Genomic DNA, 19130 nt, shown 5'->3' with positions numbered 1-19130 from the left:
GCAGACCACCAGCAGCAGGTCCTGGGCGAGGCCCCGCACGGGGGTGCCCTCGCCGTGGCGCCAGTCGAGGTCGGTCGCCTGGAGCCGGACGCCGGTCAGGTCGGTGCCGAAGAACGCCACGTTGCGGGGCGACATCCCGGCCAGCACCATGCCGACCCGGTCCGGGGGGACACGGCGGTCCAGCCCGAGGCCGACGGTGATGTCCAGGCCGTGGATGACGTCGTGGGAGAGCGCCCCGTGGACACCTCCGCCCGGCGGCGTCCACCGGTGGTCGACGTTGTCCCGCAGGGCCGCGAGCAACTGCGCGGGCGACAGCGCGGCGGCGTCCCGGCGGGCGGCGCGGTCGGCCATCCGGTTGATGTTTCCGCGCGCCCTGGCCAACTCGACCAGGGTCCGCCCGAGCGAGGTCCGGAACGGCATCGTGGTGTGCGCGACGACCTCCCGCACCCGCCACCCGTCGCAGAGCGTCGGCGCGTCCCATCGCTCGGCGGGCAGCGCCGCCAGCAGGTCGGCCTGTTCCGCCCGTTCCGCCGCCACCGCGGCGCGGAGTTCGTCGTCGGTCATCCGGTTCCTCTCCTCCCGTGCGGGACCCCGATCGCCGGGCCCCTCGCAACGGATACGGGCCTGACCCGCGAAACTCATCGGTCGGTGGGCGTATGGTCGCCGGGTGCGGGAGAAAGCGGTTGCCGACGACGCTTCCGTGGAGCTGCTGCGCACCGAGCTGACCGGCTACTGCTACCGGATGCTCGGCTCGGGGTTCGAGGCCGAGGACGCCGTGCAGGAGACGTTCACCCGGGTCTGGCGGGCCGCCGACCGCTACGATCCGGCTCGCGGCTCGCGGCGGACCTGGGTCTATCGGATCGCGACGAACGTCTGCCTGGACATGCTGCGCGGCGCGCAACGCCGGGCCCGGGCGATGGACATCGGCCCCGCCGCCGAGGCGGGTGCGGCGCTCGGGGCGCCGGCGCCGGAGCACGTGTGGATCCAGCCGGTCCCGGACGACCGGGTGCTGCCCGGGTACGGCGACCCGGCGGAGCAGGCGCTGCGGCGCGAGAGCATCCGGCTGGCGTTCGTCGCCGCCCTGCAACACCTGCCGCCCCGGCAGCGGGCCGTGCTGATCCTGCGCGACGTGCTCTGCTGGCGGGCCGACGAGGTGGCGCACCTGCTGGAGGCCAGCGTCGCGTCGGTGAACAGCGCGCTCCAGCGGGCCCGGTCCACCCTGCGCACGGTCGCCCCCGACCCCGGGGAGGCGATCCGGCCCGCCGACGCGGCCCAGCGCGAGCTGCTGACCCGGTACTGCACCGCGTTCGAACGCCACGACGTACCGGCCCTGGTGGCTCTGCTGCACGCCGACGCGACCATGTCGATGCCGCCGTTTCGCTGGTGGCTGCGCGGCCGGGACCAGATCGCGCAGGCGCTGTCCGATCCGGCGGCCTCGTGCGCGGGCTCGCGGCTGGTGCCCATCACGGCGAACGGGTCACCGGCGTACTGGCAGACCCGGCCGGGGCCCGACGCCGTCCACCGGCCCTTCGGGCTGGTCATCCTGGACCTGGCGGGCGACCGGGTGCGGGGCATCACCACCTACCTCGACGCGGACCGGTTGCTGCCGCTGTTCGGCCCGCCGGCCCACCCGACCACTCCGGCGCCGGCGGTCTGAGGCCCCGGGGGCCGCGAGGCGGACGGCTGAGCGGATCCGCAGACACGCCGATGATTGACATGCCGCAGGCCCCTTTGGCTCGCGGAGTCACGTGAGCGGACGGACCGAACGAGTCGGGTGCCGGTCGCGTAGCTGGTGATGAGTATCGTTCGTCGTCTCGGACGAAGAACCACTTGCGACGGAGGTGCCGGTGTCGGAGATCGCCGACGGAGGCCGCCGGTGAAGCCGGGCGCTCGTGAGTTCGGGCTGCCGCTGGCCGGTGTGCCTGGTACGTACAACGCCATCACCGACGTGCCGGGGGTGGAAGTCGGTGCGGTCACTCTGGTCGAGGGCGCCGGAGCGCTGACGGTGGGCGTCGGCCCGGTCCGCACCGGCGTGACGGTGATCCTGCCTCGAGGCGGCGGGTGCCGCTGGGCCTGGCCCGCACCGGCACGAGCGGTTCGCACTTCTCCGGCGACCTCTTCCTCACCTTTTCGACCGGGAACGAGGGTGGGCTGGGCGCGGACGATCCGCAGCCCGGGAGCGAACGCCTGGACACGGTGACCTACGTGCCCTGGGAGTTCATCGACCGGTTCTTCGACGCGGTGGTGCAGGCGGTCGAGGAGGCGGTACTCAACGCGTTGTTCGTCAACGACGACATGACCGGCCGCGACGGTCACCGGATGGCCGCCCTACCGGTCGATCAGGTGCTGGATCTGATCCGGGCCGGCCGGCGACCGTAGTGGGTCGCCGGTCGATTTTTCAAGGTCCGATCAGTAGCCGGTGGGCGTCGGGACGTGTCCACGAAGATCGCGTCGGGTTCGGCGCGGCGGAGATGGGAATAGCCGACCCGGACCGGGCAGGCGGGGCCGGCAGGTAGGTAACGGGGTCACCGAGCGCGTCCTTTCCACTCCCGGCGTGCCGGGTGGGCGGTCGGCCTGTTTGCCGCTGGTGCACCCGGGAAGCCACCGGTCCGCACCGCGAGGACGAGTTCTCGCGCCACACGGACAGGAGGGTGACATGGGTGACCGGCAGCAACTGCACGAGCTGCGGCAGCAGGCCCACAACGCTGGCATCGAGGGCAACTCCAAGATGACCGAGGACCAGCTGCGCGATGCCCTGCGCAGGGTCGGCAAGGGCACCGAACCGCAGCTGGCCAAGCGGGAGGCTCGCCGCTGACAGTCGAAAAGGCGACGCCGGTGCCTTTTCAGGTGCCGGCGTCGTCGGACTGGGGCGGGGACGACGCCGGCCGGGTCAGCTCATCGTGGCGAGCAGGTCCCGGCAGGCCCGCTCGCCTGCCCGGCTCCTGCTTGAGCGGCTCGCCGTAACCGGCACAACTTCCGCCGGCCGGGCCCGGCTGAGCACGGCCTGGCAGGATGGCCGCGTGGACCTCGACTCCGGCGCCGGGCTGCTGCACCGACTGACGTCGTACCTGCCGAGCCGCGAGTGGGACGTGCCCATCAACGACCCGCGCGTGCGCCGCGACCTCGTACCGAACGACCCCGCGACCCTTCCGCCGTCGATGAAGGGTTACCCCGACGGGCTTGCCGTCCTGGCGCTGCCGCGCGACCTTCCCGACCCCGGCGTCCCCGCGACCGCCGTCCTCGCGGGGGGTCGCGTCGGCGGCGCAGCCGCTGGACGCGGCGCAGCTGGGCCGGGTGCTCTTCCTGGGCGCCGGGGTCGTACGCACCGCGGAACGCGACGGGCGCCGCCTGCTCTTCCGCGCCTCCGGATCGGCGGGAGCGCGTTTCCCCTTGGAGCTCTACGCCAGCACCCGCGGCGTTGCCGGGGTCCCGGACGGCGTGCACTGGTACGACGCGACGCGGCACGCGCTCGTCCAGGTCGGCCCCGCTGCCGCCGGAGCCGCGACGACCCTCGTAGTGACGGGCGTGCCGTGGCGGACGGGGTGGCGCTACGCCGAGCGCGGGTGGCGGCACCTCTACTGGGATGCCGGGACGCTGCTGTCCCAACTGTCGGCGGCGGCGGCGAGCGCGGGCCTCGCGCCGCGGTTGCGCTCGCTCTTCCCGGACGTCGCGGTGCGGGAGCTGGTCGGGGCCGACGGCGTGCACGAGTACCCACTGGCCCTGCTGTCCCTCGGCGACGGCGAGCCGGCGATCGCTGCCACCGGACCGGCGGTCCCGGGTGAGCTGCCGCCGGTCGAGCTGCCGCTGTGCACGGCCGCGCAGCGCGCGGGCGAGCGGGACGTGCTCGGGGCGCCCTGGCGGGAAAGGCCCGCGCTGTCGGAATATCCGCCGTCGGAGTCGCTGGACCAGGTCGTGCGGCGGCGCGGCTCGCAGCGACGCATGGACAGGTCCCGGACGTTGCCGCGCCCGTTGTTGGAGTGGCCACTGGCCGCGGCCCTGCGGGGCGTGCGGGTACCGCACTGGGTCGCCGTCCACGGCGTCGACGACGTGACACCCGGCCTCTACCGCTGGCCCGACCTGGCACGGCCGCTGCGGGCGGGCAACCTGCGCGACGAGGTGCTGCGGGTCTGTCTGGACCAGTCGCTCGCCGGTGACGCCGCGTACGTCGTCATCGCGGCCACGCCGCTGTCGACGCTCGACGACCGGGGCTACCGCGAGGCCCAGCTCGCGGCCGGGCTGGTCGAGGGACGGCTGCACCTGGGGGCATACGCCCTGGGCGCGGGCGCGTCGGGGATGACCTTCGTCGACTCGGAGGTCCCGCGCCTGCTGGGTGAGCCGGAGGATCTCGCGGCGTTGCTCTTCACCTGCGTGGGCGTCCCGGCGTACTGCTCGCGCGCGGGTGGCGGGCCGGGGGTTCCGGTCGAGGTGCGCCCGGTCGCGCCCCGCCTCGGGCGCTCCTGAGCCACCACACCGACGTTTGTTGTCGACTGCCGATGTGAGGTTCTGACGGAAGACGTTCGTCCGGCGTGACATGGCGGTGTCACGCCGTTCCGCTCGGGTAGTCGGTTCCATGGGGTGCGGACGGATCGCGGAGCACGGCTTCCTGGCCGATGGTCGCAGCGCGGTGCTGGTGGACCGCGCCGGGTCGGTGAACTGGTGGTGTCCTGCGCGGTTCGACGGTCCGTCGGTGTTCGCCCGGTTGCTCGATGATGAGGCCGGGCACTGGGCGATCCGGCCCGAGGGCAGGTTCAGCACCGAACGTGCCTACCTGAGCGACACGCTCGTGCTTCGTACCGTCTTCACCACCGCGACCGGCAGCGTGGAGGTCGTCGACGCGCTGGCCCTGGAACCGGGGGCGCGGGGTCATGAGATCGGCCTGCACTCGCCGAGGGTGCTGGCCCGGGTGGTGCGAGGACTCTCCGGCGAGGTTCCGCTGCGGTTGCACTACCGGCCACGGTTCGAGTATGGCCGGATGGTCCCCCAACTGGTGCGGCAGGACGACGCTCTGGTCGCCAGTGCCGCGTCGGCGCGGCTGGACCTGCGCGCGAGCATCCCACTGGTGTGCGAGGTCGGGGAGGCGTTCGGGTCGTTCACGGTGCGGCCCGGCGAGACGCAACCATTCACCCTGGCGTACGCGCCGGCTTACGACGCCGGCCCACCGGCGGTGCTCGACGCCGAGCAGGTGATCGACAACGCCGCCGCAGGCTGGCGCTCCTGGATCGGCCTGCACGACTACCGTGGCCGCTATCGGGAGCAGGTGCGACGCAGCGCGCTGGTGGTGCAGGGCATGACCTACCGGCCCAGTGGTGCGGTGGTGGCCGCCCCGACGATGTCCCTGCCCGAGGAGTTGGGGGGTGAACGCAACTACGACTACCGCTACGGCTGGGTGCGCGACTTCAGCTTCACCCTGGAGGCGCTCTGGCGCGTGGCCTGCACCGACGAGCTCAACCTGCACGTCGGCTGGTTGACCCGCTCGATGGGCATGAACGAGGGCATCGTGCCGATCATGTACGGGGTGGAGGGGGAACGGGACCTCACCGAACACCACCTCGACCACCTGGCCGGCTATGCCAGCAGCCGCCCGGTGATGGTGGGCAACGACGCGTGGCGACAACGGCAGAACGACGTGCACGGTGAGCCGCTCAGCGCCGCCTGGCTGATGCGGGAGTTCCTCGACCCGATGCCACCGGACATCCGCCAACTGCTGTACGGGATGACCGAGCGGGCCGCGCGGGACTGGCACCTGCCGGACGCCGGGATGTGGGAGTCACGCGACGCCGAACGCCACTACGTGTCGTCGAAGGTGCAGTGCTGGACGGCGTTGGACCGAGCCGTCCGCTTCGGGTCCCACCTGGGCTCGGAGGCGGACGTCGCCAGGTGGGCGGCGGCCCGGGACGAGGTGCGACGAGCCGTGCTGGCCCGCGGCTTCAGCGCCCGGCTGGGGGCCTTCACCGCAGCATTCGACAGCGAAGAGCCGGACGCGTCGGCGCTGCTGATGCCATTGGTCGGTTTTCTTCCCGCCGACGACCCGAGAATGCGTTCCACCATCCGGATGATCGAGGAACGGTTGTCCCAGGACGGCCTGGTACGGCGCTGGGAGGGCGACCCCGCCGGCTTCGTGATCTGCTCCTTCTGGCTGGTCAGCTGCCTGGCGCTGGCCGGCGAGCGCGACCGGGCCGGGCGGCTCTTCGAGCGGCTCGCCGACCGGGCCAACGACCTGGGCCTGCTCGCCGAGCAGATCGATCCGCACAGCGGGGAAGCTCTGGGAAACTTTCCCCAGGCGTTCTCGCACATCGGCCTCATCAACGCCGCCGGGGACCTCACCGACCTCGACGCCGGGCGGCGCAGCTGTCGCTGGAACCCGGGCGACTCATCCCCGGCCACTGACGGTGAACGGACGGCGGGGCGGTCAGCCCAGCCGCTGGCGGTCTCTTCTGACCCGAACTCGCCGACGGTGGGTAAGTTTGGGAACGGTGGTTGGGGCCGGTGGTAGATCTCCGGATCGGCGGGAAGCAGCCGGGCAGCTGGGTGTCGTGCCCGACGACGCGCCATCGCCCGGTCGAGATCGCCTCCTCGTCGCAGTACCTGACGATGCCGGTGGCTGCTGTAGTAAGGCCGGCGGCCGGGTTTCGCAGCGGGTGCCGGCCGCGGATCAATCCGAAGGCGGCGCCGAACCTGTTCCGCAGACGAGCACGACCAGGTGGTAGTCGTGGTTCCCGGTGGGCACGGCGATGACGTCACCGGTGCGGGCGCGGGCCTTCGCCCGCCTTCGCTTCGGTGTGGTTGTGGTGAGCCGGGCGGTCTGCGCGGAGTCCAGCGGGGCTGGCCGACTTGGCGAACGCCTCAAGTACTACGGCGGCGAGGTCGACGAGGGTGATGGGTCCACCCGAGCCGGTCTGCCACCATGCGAGACCCGGCCGGGTGCGTCAGAAAGCCACACCCGGAGAACCTGCATCCCGGGGTCTCCCCAACGGTGGCCCGCGCCGGCATGCCGTCGGCGGCCGGCTCAGGTTGCCGCGGCAGGGGCGCGACATGAGGCCGGATCGCGTAGGGGGCCGGGGGCGGCAATGCCGCTCCGGCCCCCTACGACGAGCCGCGCCTACCGTACGGTCGGCGGCACCTCGATCTTGTCGATGTCGGGTGAGTAGACCGGCGTCGTGCTGTCGATCTCGATCGTGTTGGTGCCGGCACGCAACTGCATCGCGACGGTCAGGGTGGCCGGGACGTCCCAACCACCGCTGGGCGGGAAGGCCAGGGTGACGGCGTTCTGGCCGTTGGCCGAGACGGTCGCCGAGCGCGGGTCGTTCGTGGTGTAGCGGATGTTCACCTGGTAGGTGCCCGTCTTCGGCACGGTGACGCTGTTGATGCGCAGGGCGCCGCCGTTGTAGAGGTTGCCGACCTTCGCGCCGCCGGAGCAGTTGGCACAGCCGCCGACCGAGGCGCCGCGGACGAGGGTGTTCGTGCTGGCCTCCGCCTCGTAGCTGGCCACCTTGGGGGCAACACCCGTCGGGGTGACCTTGAACAGGCGGGAACCGTGCGACGGTAGGGTCGCCGAGATGGCGCCGTTGTGCACGCCCAGTTCTTCGCTCCGCCACACGTCACGGACGGTGGCGGTGCCACCGAAGCCGAAGCTGCTCCAGTTGGCGGTGACCTGGGCGGGGAAGCTGCCCATGTTGAACAGCGCGACGGTGTACGAGTTGTCGGCGTTCTTCATTTCCCAGACCTGCGCGGGGCCGGTCGGTGTCACCGGTCGGGCCGGGATGCCCTGCTGGTCGATCGCGATCACCTCGCGGTTGGTGAGCAGGGAGAGGCCGTACGCGTCGAGCTTGGTGAGGTCGTCACCGATGTAGAGCGGGGCCGCCGAGATCGCCCACAGCGTCATGTAGCTCTGCCGCTCGTCCTCGGTGATGCCGTCCATCTCACCGTTGCCGACGTTGAGTGAGTCGAGGTTGTTCCAGCCGCCGGGGCCAGCCCAGGGCGTCCAGCCGGGGACGTCGTCCCACCGGACCTTGACGGAGTTGTTCCAGGTCACCAGCGTGTCGCAGTAGCACTCCACGTCGGTGTCGATCCGCCAGCCGTTGGAGTACCGCTTCCAGTCGGCGGCGTGGTTGCGGTCGAGCGACCAGGACAGGAGAAACTCGATCGGACGTCCGGCCTTGGCGATGGCCGCGTGCCAGGCAGCGACGTCCGCGACGTTGTTGTAGTTGTCGCCGCTGCGGAACGAGCCCGGCCCGACGCCGTCGAACTTGAGGAAGTCATAGCCCCAGTCGGCGATCAGCTGTGCCTGCGAGTCGACATACTTCTGCGCGCAGGGCTTCGAGAAATCGATCTTGTATGCCCCGTCCCAGCCGTTCGTCGTACGCAGGTCCGGGTAGACGATGTCGGCGGTGGTGCAGCCGGGCGCGTTCCAGATCGGCACCGTGCCGCCGCCGTACAGGGGCTTGTTCAGCCCGACGGTGAGGTAGATGCCGGCCTTGAGGCCCTTGGCGTGGATGGCGTCGGCGACGTACTTCATGCCGTGCGGGAACCGCTCGGGCGAGGCGATCTCGCGCCCGTACCCGTCGGAATTGATCTCCCATTGGTAGTTGGTGGACCAGCCGGCGTCGATGTTGACGTACTCGTAGCCGTAGGGCTTGAGCTTCGTGGCGAGCACGTCGGCCTGCTGAAGGACGTTGGCCTCGTTCAGCCAGCTCGCGGGGCCGTTCGGGTTGACCCCCGGGTACTTGGTGGCCTGCAGGCTCCAACTGCTCCACCCCATGTAGGGACGGGCCGCGACGCCCTGCGCCGCCGCCTCGGCGGCCCCCTTCTGCGCGGCCGCCCGGTCGGCGGGCGACGGGTCCTTCGTGATGGCGCCGGCCCCCGCGCTGTTCGGCGCTGGGCTCGGCTTCGGACCGGGTGCGGCAGCCTGCGTCATCGCGCCGGGTGCGGCAGCCTGCGCCGGGATAGCGCCCGCGCCGACGGCCACCGCGAGGGTGGCGGCGAGGGCCACGCCGGTGCGGACCCGGCTCTCGCGCCGGGTGGGCGGTTCGACTCGCTGCGCGGTGGTGCGTAACGGTGACTTCACAGTCACACCTCCTGGTTTTCCGGGTCGAGGGTGGTGCCTGTTGCGATATGGCCGGCCGGGGGCCGGATTGACGCCGATGGTTCAGGGAACGACGAGCGACTGGATGCTCACGGCAGCCGCTCCGCGCGCCCACTCCTCGAAGGGCAGCGGGCGGATGGAGAGCGGGCACTGGGCGGCGGCGCCGAACGCCTGGCGTTCGAAGCCGGTACGGATGTGTGCCTCGAACAGGTCGTAGGCGGCCAGCCCCTCGCCGGACACGACGATCCGGGCGGGGCCGACCAGGTTCGCCACGGCCGCGATGCCGGAGCCGATCGCGTTGCCGGCACGGGCGAAGACGGCAGCGACCTGCTCGTCACCGGCACGGGCCAGGGCCACCGCGGCGTCGATGGTCAGTTCGGGCCGACCGGTGCGTTCCCGGGCCTGCCGGACGATGGCCTGGGTGCCGGCGATGGCCTCCACGCAGCCGCGACCACCGCAGTGACAGCTCGGGCCGTTGGCGTCCACCGCGAGGTGGCCGATCTCGCCGGCCACGCCGTGCGAGCCGGAGACCAGTCGGCCGTGGACGACCAGGCCGCAGCCGATGCCGGTGCCCACGGTGACGAGGGCGAAGGACTCGGCGCCCACTCCCTCGCCGAACCAGTGCTCAGCGGCGGTGAGCGCCTTCACGTCGTTCTCCACCGTGGCGGCGAGCCCGGTGATCCGGCCGGCGCGTTGGCCGAGCGGGACGTTGCGCCACTGCAGGAACGGCGAGTACCGGACCAGCCCGGTGGTGCGGTCCACGTCGCCGGAGATGGCGAGCCCCAGCCGGCGGGTGCGGAGCCGGTAGTCGCCGGGGCCGTCGAGCAGCCCGTCGACGAGCTGGCCGAGGTCGGTGAGGACAGCCTCGACGTCGGGGGCGGTCAGCGGCCGGCGGGCCGTGGCCCGTACCGCCGCACGGAGGTCGCAGACGACGCCGATCAGCTCGTCGGCGGTGATCTTCACCCCGACGAAGAACTCGCGGTCCGCGCGCACGGCCAGTGGACTGGCGGGGCGTCCCGCGCCCGGACCGGTGCGTTCGGTTGCGGCCAGCTCATGCAGGTAACCCGTGTCGATGAGCGGGCGCGCGGCCTTGGTGACGGCGGCGGAGGACAGCCCGAGGCGGCGCGCGAGACTGACCCGGCTCAATGGACCTTCGGTCAGTACGGCGGTGAACACCGCCGTCGCCGCCGGAGCGACGGCGAGCGAGCCCGGGCCGGTCTCGGGAAACATAGCCGAAACGTAGGTTCAATAATTAACTTCGTCAAGTATTGATTTCGGTTGAACAGGAGTCCTACGCTCAGCCAGCCCGTCACGCACGCTCACGACGACGACGTGCGGCAGGTCCATTGGGGAGCCACGCCAACACTGACCAGGGCGGCGCGGGGTGCCGAGCGTGCGTACCCGGCATCGAGCAGCAAGAAAGGCGATCGCCGTGGTCCTGTTCGATCTGCCCCTCGCCGAGCTGCGCGCCTACCGCCCGCACCGCGCCGAGCCGGACGACTTCGAGGCGTTCTGGCACGCCACGCTTTCCGCCGCGGCCGAGCACGACCTGGCGGCGGAGTTCACCCCGTACGACGCCCTGCTCCCCCGGGTGCACGTCCACGACGTGCGGTTCAGCGGCTCCGGCGGGCAGCGGGTAGCCGGCTGGTTCCTCACCCCGGCGGACGTGGCCGGGCCACTGCCGTGCGTGGTGCAGTTCATCGGCTACGGCGGCGGCCGGGGCCGGCCCCACGAGTGGCTGCTGTGGCCGGCCGCCGGGTACGCGGTGTTCGTCATGGACTCCCGCGGCCAGGGCGACGGCGACACCGTGGATCTGCCCGGCAGCGACTCGCCGCAGCACGGCGGCGTGCTGACCCGCGGCGTGCTGGACCGCGAGCAGTACTACTACCGCCGGTTGTTCACCGACGCGGTGCGGGCGGTGGACGCGGCGGCCAGCCATCCGGAGGTGGACGCAGCCGGATCATCGTCGCCGGCGCCAGCCAGGGCGGCGGGATCGCGCAGGCGGTGGCCGGCCTGCACCCCCAGGTACGAGGCGCGCTCATCGACCTGCCGTTCCTGACCCACTTCCGGCGGGCCACCGAGATCACCGACACGCACCCGTACCAGGAGCTGGCCGACTTCTGCGCGACGAACCGCGACCGGGTCGAGCAGGTCTTCCACACGCTGAGCTACTTCGACGGCATGCATTTCGCGGCGCGGGCCACCGCACCGGCGCTCTACTCGGTCGCGCTGATGGACGACGTATGCCCACCGTCCACGGTGTTCGCCGCGTACAACAACTACGCCGGCCCGAAGGAGCTGCAGGTCTGGCCGTACAACGGGCACGAGGGCGGGGCGACGTTCCAGCCACCGATCCAACTACGCTGGCTGCGCGACCTGTTGGCGGCCTGAGCCCCCCGATCGCCGCGCGGCGAGTCGGGGGCTCAGCGTGCGCCGTGCCGGGAGCCGCAGACCGGCCATGCCGCCGTCGACGGCGAGCGAAGTCCCGGTGACCGCTCCCGCGGCGGGTGAGGCGAGGTACACCACTGCCGCGGCGACCTCCGCGGCGCTGACCAGGCGGCCGGTCGGCTGACGCGCGGCGAGCAGCCGCCGCTCCGCGGCCGGGTCTTCGGCGCCGGCGAGCAGCCGGGTGACCCAGGGGGTGTCCACCGTGCCCGGCGCCACGCAGTTCACCCGTACGCCGTCGCCGATCAGATCTGCGGCCATGGCCAGGGTGAGGGCGTGCACGGCGCCCTTGGACGCGGAGTACAGCGCCCGACGGGGTAGGCCGGCGGTCGCCGCGATGGAGGACACGTTGACGATGGCGCCCGCCGGTGACCGGCGCAGGTGGGGCAGCGCGACTGCGCTGGTGCGGGCCACACCGGCGACGTTCACGTCCAGCACGCGGGCCCACTGGGCGTCGTCGTTGTCCTCGACGGCGCCGACCGCCGAGATGCCGGCGTTGTTGACGAGGATGTCCAGGCGGCCGAAGGCGTCCACGGCGGCGGCGACGCCGGCCACCAGGGAGGCGCGGTCCGCTACGTCGGCCCGCACGGCGCGGACCGCCGGCCCGGACGGCGCACCTGACGGGTCCAGGTCCAGCACGACCACCCGGGCCCCCGCGGCGAGCAGCGCATCGGTGCAGGCGCGGCCGATCCCCGAACCCCCTCCGGTCACCACGGCGACCAGTCCGTCACAGCTCATGAACGTCTCCTTCCCATTCCAACGGTCAGGCCCACGCGGGTCCGTCCGGGTAGGCGTACCGGGTGAGGCTGTCGGGGTGCATCTCGGCGGAGAAGCCGGGTGCGGTCGGCGCGTGGTAGTGGCCGTCGCGCACCACCACCGGGGTGCGGAAGTGCTCGTGCAGGTGACCGACGTGCTCGATGACCCGGTCGTCGGTGCTGCCGGAGACGGCCACGAAGTCGAACATCGAGAGGTGCTGTACCAGTTCGCACAGGCCGACTCCCCCTGCGTGCGGGCAGACCGGTACGCCGTACTTCGCGGCCAGCAGCAGGATCGCCACGTTCTCGTTCACCCCGCCCACCCGGGCGGCGTCGATCTGCACCACGTCCACCGCCCCGGCCTGGAGCAGTTGCTTGAACACCACCCGGTTCTGCACGTGCTCGCCGGTGGCCACCCGGATGGCGCCACCCGACGGCGCGGCGGTGGCGAGCGCGGCCCGGATCGTGGCGTGCCCGAGCACGTCGTCGGGGCTCGTGGGTTCCTCGATCCACCAGGGGTCGTAGGGCGCCAGGTCGCGCATCCACGCGATCGCGTCGGGCACGTCCCATCGCTGGTTGGCGTCCACGGCGATGCGGATGTCCGGCCCGACCGCCGCCCGGGCCGCCCGGAGCCGCCGGAGGTCGTCGGCCCGGTCGGCGCCTACCTTGAGCTTGATCTGGGTGAACCCGTCGGCGACGGCCTGCTTGGCCAGCCGTACCACCTTGTCGTCGGCGTAGCCGAGCCAGCCCGGCGAGGTGGTGTACGCGGGGTAGCCGCGCTCGGTCAGGATCGCCGCGCGTCCGGCTCGGCCCGGTTCGGCGGCACGCAGGATCCGCAGGGCTTCCGCCGGGGTCAGGGCGTCGGTGAGGTACCGCCAGTCGACAAGGTCGACGATCTGCTCGGGGCTGAGCTCGGCCAGGTACCGCCAGACGGGCTTGCCGGCCCGTTTGGCGACCAGGTCCCACATCGCGTTGATGACCGCGCCGGTGGCGAGGTGCACCACTCCCTTCTCGGGGCCCAGCCAGCGCAGCTGCGAGTCGTGGGTGAGGGAACGGGCGAACGCGCCCAGGTCGACGGTGTCCGGGTCCAGGTCCACCACGAACGGGACGAGGGCGTCGATCGCCGCCCGGCAGATGTCGTTGCCGCGGCCGATGGTGAAGGTGAAGCCGTGGCCGTCCGGCCCGTCGTCGGTGCGCAGCACCAGGTATGCCGCCGAGTAGTCGGGATCGGGGTTCATCGCGTCGGACCCGTCGAGCTCCCGCGAGGTGGGGAACCGGACGTCGTAGGTGTCGACGCGGGTGATCCTGGCCATCAGGCGCTCCTGATCGGGCTGTACTGCCGGCCGAGACCGTCGATCTCGACCTCCATGACGTCCCCGGCTGACAGATACGGGAACCGGCCGGACAGCGCCACCCCTTGCGGCGTTCCGGTATTGATCACGTCGCCCGGGTCGAGCACGGTGTACTGGGACAGGTGCCAGACCAGGTACGCGACGTCGAAGATCATGTCTTTGGTGGTGGAGTCCTGGCGGGGTTCGCCGTTGACCCAGGAGCGCAGGCGCAACGCCTGCGGGTCGGGCAGCTCGTCGGTGGTGACCAGCCAGGGTCCGAGCGGCTGGAACGTCTCGCACGACTTGCCCTTGGACCACTGCCCGCCGGAGACGGTGAGCTGGAAGTCGCGTTCGGAGACGTCGTTGGAGAGCACGTACCCCGCGACGTGGGCCAGCGCCTCGTCGGGCGAGGACAGATAGCGGGCCCGGCGGCCGATCACCACGGCCAGTTCGACCTCCCAGTCGGTCTTCGTCGATCCGCGTGGAATCAGCACGTCGTCGTACGGGCCGACCACCGTGTTGGGGGCCTTGTAGAACACGATCGGCAGCTCGGGTGGCACCGAGCCGGATTCGGCGGCGTGGGCCGCGTAGTTCTGTCCGACGCAGAGGATCGCCCCGGGACGGGCGATCGGGGGGCCGATCCGCTGGCCGGTGACGTCGATCTCCGGAAGGTCGGTGGCCTCGCGGGCGCGCCGCAGTCCGTCGCCGGCGAGGAAGGTCGCGTCGATGTCGGCCGTCAGCGGCGACAGGTCGAGGTAGTGGCCGTCGTCGTACCGTACGGGCCGTTCCTGGCCCACCGGCCCGACGCGCATAAGTCTCACGAACCAACCTCCAGTGCGTAGGTGCGAATCGCGGTGCCGGCCGAGACGGCGGACCGCTCGTGCGGCGGCAGGTCCGCCAGGCAGGCGTCGAGCGCCGCCAGGGCGCCGGCGTACGTGGTGACCAGCTCGCACACCGGCCAGTCGGAGCCGAGCATCAGCCGCTCGGGGCCGAAGAGCTCCAGCGCGGTGTCGACGTAGGGTCGGATGCTGTCCGGGCCGGACCCGGACCCGGCCTCGGTGAGCAGGCCGGACAGCTTGGCGACGACGTTGTGGCAGCCGGCCAGCGGGGCGATGGCCGCCCGCCACCGGGCGTGGGCGTGGGCGCCCGAGGCGATCGGTGGCTTCCCGAGGTGGTCCAGGACGAAAGCGGTGCCCGGCGTGGCCCTGGCCGCCTCGGCGCAGGCGGTCAGCTGTCCGGCGTGGACGATGAGGTCGACGGTCAGTCCGGCGGCGCCGACGGCGGCGAGGGCGGCCCGGACGTCGGGGCGGGCCAGAGTGGTCCGGGTCGGTGACCGCCTGCACCTGATCGCGGACGCCGACCAGCTTGGCGCCGCCCGGTAGGGCGCGGTAGCCGGCCAGGGTGGCGGTGAGGTCGGGGTCGGTCAGGGACGCCCAACCGACGACGCCGGCGATCCACGGCGTGCCGGCGGCGAGGGCCAGGAACTCGGCGGTCTCGGCGCTGTCGCAGCGGCCCGCCTCGACGAGGACCGTCGCCGTCACACCCGCCTCGTCCAGGCTGGGCGCCAGGTCGCCGAGGGTGTAGTCGTGGCGCAGCGGCTCCAGCCCGGGTGCCGCGAGCCAGGGGTAATCGGCGGTCCACACGTGGTGGTGGGCATCGACGATCACGGCGTCGGCACCTCCTCTGCCAGCAGCCCCTCGGCCTTCAGGTCGGCCCACAGCGCACCCGGGACGTCCCACTGGAACATCGCCACGTTGTCGGCGATCTGCCCGGGGTCGCGGGCACCGATCACCACGCTGGCGACGGCCGGGTGTCCTAACGGGAACTGGATGGCCGCGGCCCGCAGCGGCACCCCGTGCCGATTGCACGCGCCCGGATGGCGGCGGCCCGGCCCAGGAGCGCGCGGTCGGCCGGGGCGTAGTCGTAGTGGGCGCCCGGGCGCGGGTCGGCCAGGAGACCGGAGTTGTAGACACCCGCGGCGAGGACGGCGACGCCCCGCCGCCCGCACAGCGGCAGCAGCTCCGCCAGGCCGGACTGGTCGAGAAGGGTGTACCGGCCGGCGAGCATGACGCAGTCGAAGTCGCCCTCCCGGACCAGCGTGACCAGGCCAGGAGCCTGGTTCATGCCGGCGCTGACCGCACCGATCTCGCCGGCGGCGCGCAGCTCGGCGAGGGCCGGGTAGGCGCCGGTCATCGCCTCGGCGAGGTGGTCGTCCGGATCGTGGATGTGCGCGATGTCGATCCGGCCGAGTCCCAGCCGTTCCAGGCTCTCGGCATGGGAGCGGCGGACCCCGGCGGCGGAGAAGTCGAAGACCGGGGCGAGGTCGGTCGACTCCGCCCAGAACTCCTGCCGGTCGCGGCCGTCGGGCACCAGCAGGCGACCGACCTTCGTGGAGAGGGTGAACTCGTCGCGCGGTCGGCCGGCGAGCACCGCCCCGGCCCGGCGCTCCGACAGCCCGCACCCGTACAGGGGGGCCGTGTCGAAGTATCGCAGCCCGAGATCCCAGGCGGCCTCCACGGTGGCCCGGGCGACCTCGTCGCCGACGGCGGTGAACAGCCCGCCGATCGGCGCCAGCCCGAGTCCCAACCGGGTCACCGTCACGCGGGTACGCCCCAGGGGCACTCTCTCGGTGGCTCGCATGCGCCGACCTCCCGCCGGGCTATTTCCTATAGGATATTGCGCGGTTAGAGTGTCTACTCGTTCACCGCGAGCCAAGTCAAGGGGGCCGGAAGAAGCGATGGCGCACCAGGCCGGAGACCGGATCCGCCCCGCCCGGCGGCTCACCCTGTCCGAGGACGTCTACGAGGCCGTCAAAGGGCTGATCATGGACCACACGATGCCTCCGGGCGAACGGGTGACCATCGACGTCCTCGCCCGGCAACTCGACGTCTCCCCCACCCCCGTCCGGGAGGCCCTGGCCCGCCTCGAGTCCGACGGGCTGGTCCGGAAGCGGCCCTTGTCTGGATACACCACTACCTCGCTGTTGAGCAGGGCCGAGTTCGACGATCTGTTCGACATGCGCATCCTGCTCGAGGGCGCGGCGGCCGGCCGGGCGGCAGTGCACGCGAAAGCCGCGGCCCGCGAGCGGATCGGCACGGAGGCCGGGGCGACGGTCGGCGTGGAGGCGGGCGAGGACTACCGCCGGCACGCCGCCTTCACCGCCCTCGACGCACGGTTCCACGACCTCGTCGCGGAGGCTGCCGGCAGTCCCCTGCTGCGCGACGCGATCACCCGCCTGCACGCGCACCTGCACCTGCATCGCCTCTACTTCCCCGCCGCGACCGCGTCGGAGACCGCCGCCGAGCACCAGCGAATCGCCGCCGCCATCGCCGCCGGCGACCCCGACGGCGCCACCGAGGCGATGCGGGCTCACCTGACCGCGGCCCGCGAGCGCCACCTACCCGCGTTCGACCGGCTGCCGGCCTCGGGCGCGGACAGCGCACCCTGACCACCCCCGAACTTCCCGAGGACACGCCGTGCGCATCGCCCTCTTCATCACCTGCGTCAACGACCTCGTCTATCCGCAGACCGGCATCGCCGTCACCCGCATCCTGCGGCGGCTCGGTCACACCGTCGAGTTCCCGGCCGCGCAGACCTGCTGCGGTCAGCTGCACGCCAACACCGGGTATCGGGACGAGGCGGTGCCGATGGTCCGCGGCTTCGCCGACACCTTCGACGGCTACGACGCCGTCGTCGCGCCGTCCGGCTCGTGCACGGCCATGATCCGCGAGCAGTACCCGCGCCTGCACCCGGCCGCGGCCGCCGTCGCCGGCCGCACCTACGAACTGTCCGAGCTGCTGGTGGACGTCCTCGGCGTCACCGATGTCGGCGCGGCGTTCGCGCAGACGGTCACCTACCATCCGACCTGCCACGGCCTGCGGATGCTGCGGCTGGGCGACAAGCCGCTCACCCTGTTGCGCCACGTCCGGGGCATCCGCCTGGTCGAGCTCGGCGACGCCACCGAGTGCTGCGGTTTCGGCGGCACCTTCGCGGTGAAGAACGAAGCCGTGTCCACCGCAATGCTGGCCGACAAGTGCGCCCGGGTACGTGAGACGGGCGCGGCGGTGCTCGCGGCGGCGGACAACTCGTGCCTGGCCCACATCGGCGGCGGCCTGGACCGCGCCCGCTCCGGCATCCGGGCGATGCACTACGCCGAGATCCTCGCCATGACGGGCCACGACGAATGAGCCACCACGACACCCCCACCGGAGTTCCGGCCACCGGTGGTGGCCGCATCCGCACCCCGCTGCCGTTCCCGACAGCCGCCCGAAGCGGGGTCGCCGACGACCAGCTGCGCGCCAACCTGCACCGGGCCACCCGCACGATCCGCGGCAAACGGGCCCGGGTCGTCGACGAGGTCCCGGACTGGGCGGCATTGCGCGACGCGGGGGCGGCGATCAAGGCCGATGTGCAGCGGCGGCTGCCCGAGCTGCTGCAACGGTTCGAGGCGGCGGCCACGGCCGCCGGCGCCCGGGTGCACTGGGCCAGGGACGCCGCCGAGGCATGCCGGATCGTGGTCGAGTTGACCCGCGCGGCCGGCGCCGACGAGGTGGTGAAGGTCAAGTCCATGGCCACCCAGGAGATCGAGCTCAACGAGGCCCTGGCGGCGGCCGGCATCGCCGCCCACGAGACCGACCTCGCCGAGCTGATCGTGCAGCTCGGCGACGACACCCCCTCGCACATCCTGGTGCCCGCGATCCACTACAACCGGGCGCAGATCCGGGACATCTTCCGCCGCCGGATGGCCGACGCGCCCGCCGACCTCAGCGCGGAGCCGCGGGAGCTGGCCGAAGCGGCCCGCCTGCACCTGCGGCGCCGGTTCCTGGAGGCGAAGGTCGCGGTGTCCGGGGCGAACTTCGCGGTCGCCGACACGGGCACGCTGGTGGTGGTGGAGTCCGAGGGCAACGGGCGGATGTGCCTCACCCTGCCGCAGACCCTGATCAGCGTCGTCGGGGTGGAGAAGCTGGTGCCGAGCTTCGCCGACTTGGAGGTCTTCCTGCAACTGCTCCCGCGCTCCTCGACCGGGGAGCGGATGAACCCCTACACGTCGATGTGGACGGGGGTCACGCCGGGCGACGGCCCGCAGGAGGTGCATGTGGTGCTCGTCGACAACGGACGTTCGGCGGTGCTGGCGGATCCGGTCGGCCGGTCGGCGCTGTCCTGCATTCGCTGCTCCGCCTGCCTCAACGTCTGCCCGGTCTACGAGCGGGCCGGTGGGCACGCGTACGGGTCGGTGTATCCAGGGCCGATCGGGGCGATCCTGTCTCCGCAGTTGACCGGCGTCGCCGACAACGCCTCGCTGCCGTACGCGTCCACGCTCTGCGGCGCCTGCGCCGACGTCTGCCCAGTCAAGATCGACATACCGGAGATCCTCGTCCACCTGCGCCAACAGGCACCGCACGCGGCGGCGGAACGGACGGCCATGCGTACCCTCTCGTGGATCATGCGCAGCCCACGACGGTGGGCCCTCGCGTTGCGGGTTGCCCGCCGCGCCGCCGGCCCCCCTGGGCTCCTGGC

The 19130-nt window shown here is 72.3% G+C and carries 17 protein-coding genes and 2 pseudogenes; 10 read left to right on the top strand and 9 right to left on the bottom strand.

Annotated features, from left to right (window positions below; translation table 11 throughout):
* On the bottom strand, positions 1–564 hold a 564-nt coding region (locus JNW89_RS07450; protein ID WP_238448291.1), incomplete at its 3' end, for a maleylpyruvate isomerase family mycothiol-dependent enzyme.
* Positions 565–667: 103 nt separating this feature from the next.
* Between JNW89_RS07450 and JNW89_RS07445 the strand changes: the two genes are divergently transcribed.
* From JNW89_RS07445 to JNW89_RS07425, 6 genes and pseudogenes are all read left to right on the top strand, one after another.
* Positions 668–1657 (top strand): sigma-70 family RNA polymerase sigma factor, encoded by a 990-nt coding sequence (locus JNW89_RS07445; protein WP_238448290.1) that lies wholly within the window; start codon positions 668–670, stop codon positions 1655–1657.
* Positions 1658–1795: 138 nt separating this feature from the next.
* A pseudogene (locus tag JNW89_RS38595) lies at positions 1796–2023 on the top strand (hypothetical protein); the annotation flags it as partial.
* A gap of 38 nt (positions 2024–2061) precedes the next feature.
* Complete coding sequence (locus JNW89_RS07440) at positions 2062–2379, top strand: P1 family peptidase (protein ID WP_238448289.1); 318 nt, start codon at positions 2062–2064, stop codon at positions 2377–2379.
* Between the two features lie 277 nt (positions 2380–2656).
* A complete protein-coding gene (locus JNW89_RS07435) occupies positions 2657–2815 on the top strand; it encodes a hypothetical protein (RefSeq protein WP_238448288.1) in 159 nt (52 codons plus the stop codon).
* A gap of 365 nt (positions 2816–3180) precedes the next feature.
* Positions 3181–4461 (top strand): nitroreductase family protein, encoded by a 1281-nt coding sequence (locus tag JNW89_RS07430; RefSeq protein ID WP_238448287.1) that lies wholly within the window; start codon positions 3181–3183, stop codon positions 4459–4461.
* A 109-nt stretch (positions 4462–4570) separates the two neighbouring features.
* Positions 4571–6493, top strand: coding sequence for a glycoside hydrolase family 15 protein (locus JNW89_RS07425; RefSeq protein ID WP_238448286.1), 1923 nt, complete (start codon positions 4571–4573; stop codon positions 6491–6493).
* 606 nt (positions 6494–7099) lie between these two features.
* On the opposite strand, the gene JNW89_RS07420 is transcribed toward JNW89_RS07425, so the two are convergent.
* Complete coding sequence (locus tag JNW89_RS07420; RefSeq protein ID WP_238448285.1) at positions 7100–9064, bottom strand: CBM35 domain-containing protein; 1965 nt, start codon at positions 9062–9064, stop codon at positions 7100–7102.
* Between the two features lie 81 nt (positions 9065–9145).
* On the bottom strand, positions 9146–10312 hold the full coding sequence (locus JNW89_RS07415) for an ROK family transcriptional regulator (protein ID WP_238448284.1): 1167 nt from the start codon (positions 10310–10312) through the stop codon (positions 9146–9148).
* 202 nt (positions 10313–10514) lie between these two features.
* On the opposite strand from JNW89_RS07415, the pseudogene JNW89_RS07410 reads away from it, so the two are divergent.
* A pseudogene (locus tag JNW89_RS07410) lies at positions 10515–11473 on the top strand (acetylxylan esterase).
* On the opposite strand, the gene JNW89_RS07405 reads toward JNW89_RS07410, so the two are convergent.
* From JNW89_RS07405 to JNW89_RS07385, 6 genes are all read right to left on the bottom strand, one after another.
* Positions 11441–12265, bottom strand: coding sequence for an SDR family NAD(P)-dependent oxidoreductase (locus JNW89_RS07405; RefSeq protein ID WP_238448283.1), 825 nt, complete (start codon positions 12263–12265; stop codon positions 11441–11443). The pseudogene JNW89_RS07410 and the gene JNW89_RS07405 overlap by 33 nt on opposite strands.
* A gap of 25 nt (positions 12266–12290) precedes the next feature.
* Entirely contained in the window at positions 12291–13595 is a 1305-nt protein-coding gene (locus tag JNW89_RS07400) for an enolase C-terminal domain-like protein (RefSeq protein WP_238448282.1), read from the bottom strand.
* A complete protein-coding gene (locus JNW89_RS07395; RefSeq protein ID WP_238448281.1) occupies positions 13595–14434 on the bottom strand; it encodes a fumarylacetoacetate hydrolase family protein in 840 nt (279 codons plus the stop codon). Before JNW89_RS07395 ends, JNW89_RS07400 begins: the two co-directional genes overlap by 1 nt.
* On the bottom strand, positions 14431–14877 hold the full coding sequence (locus JNW89_RS07390; RefSeq protein ID WP_255540520.1) for an amidohydrolase family protein: 447 nt from the start codon (positions 14875–14877) through the stop codon (positions 14431–14433). Before JNW89_RS07390 ends, JNW89_RS07395 begins: the two co-directional genes overlap by 4 nt.
* 399 nt (positions 14878–15276) lie before the next feature.
* The gene (locus JNW89_RS36570) at positions 15277–15408 is read right to left on the bottom strand and encodes a hypothetical protein (protein WP_255540519.1); all 132 of its coding nucleotides are present in this window, start codon (positions 15406–15408) and stop codon (positions 15277–15279) included.
* Positions 15409–15428: 20 nt separating this feature from the next.
* Positions 15429–16253 (bottom strand): aldo/keto reductase, encoded by an 825-nt coding sequence (locus JNW89_RS07385; protein WP_238448280.1) that lies wholly within the window; start codon positions 16251–16253, stop codon positions 15429–15431.
* 97 nt (positions 16254–16350) lie between these two features.
* Here JNW89_RS07385 and JNW89_RS07380 point away from each other — a divergent pair, with 97 nt between their 5' ends.
* The 3 genes from JNW89_RS07380 to JNW89_RS07370 all read left to right on the top strand — a co-directional run.
* A complete protein-coding gene (locus JNW89_RS07380; RefSeq protein ID WP_238448279.1) occupies positions 16351–17061 on the top strand; it encodes a GntR family transcriptional regulator in 711 nt (236 codons plus the stop codon).
* Between the two features lie 28 nt (positions 17062–17089).
* A complete protein-coding gene (locus tag JNW89_RS07375; protein ID WP_238448278.1) occupies positions 17090–17800 on the top strand; it encodes a (Fe-S)-binding protein in 711 nt (236 codons plus the stop codon).
* Positions 17797–19130: LutB/LldF family L-lactate oxidation iron-sulfur protein (locus JNW89_RS07370; RefSeq protein ID WP_238448277.1), on the top strand; the 1334-nt coding region annotated here is incomplete at its 3' end. The genes JNW89_RS07375 and JNW89_RS07370, both read left to right, overlap by 4 nt.

This window comes from Micromonospora sp. 4G55, assembly GCF_016803375.1.
The sequence above is the reverse complement of the archived record's forward strand: the minus strand, read 5'-3'. Positions and strand labels throughout refer to the sequence as shown.

Coding starts and splice junctions, on each gene's coding strand:
- JNW89_RS07435 (WP_238448288.1), top strand. CDS start 2,657: ATGGGTGACCGGCAGCAACTGCACGAGCTGCGGCAGCAGGCCCACAAC.
- JNW89_RS07425 (WP_238448286.1), top strand. CDS start 4,571: ATGGGGTGCGGACGGATCGCGGAGCACGGCTTCCTGGCCGATGGTCGC.
- JNW89_RS07415 (WP_238448284.1), bottom strand. CDS start 10,312: ATGTTTCCCGAGACCGGCCCGGGCTCGCTCGCCGTCGCTCCGGCGGCG.
- JNW89_RS07405 (WP_238448283.1), bottom strand. CDS start 12,265: ATGAGCTGTGACGGACTGGTCGCCGTGGTGACCGGAGGGGGTTCGGGG.
- JNW89_RS07400 (WP_238448282.1), bottom strand. CDS start 13,595: ATGGCCAGGATCACCCGCGTCGACACCTACGACGTCCGGTTCCCCACC.
- JNW89_RS07385 (WP_238448280.1), bottom strand. CDS start 16,253: ATGCGAGCCACCGAGAGAGTGCCCCTGGGGCGTACCCGCGTGACGGTG.
- JNW89_RS07380 (WP_238448279.1), top strand. CDS start 16,351: ATGGCGCACCAGGCCGGAGACCGGATCCGCCCCGCCCGGCGGCTCACC.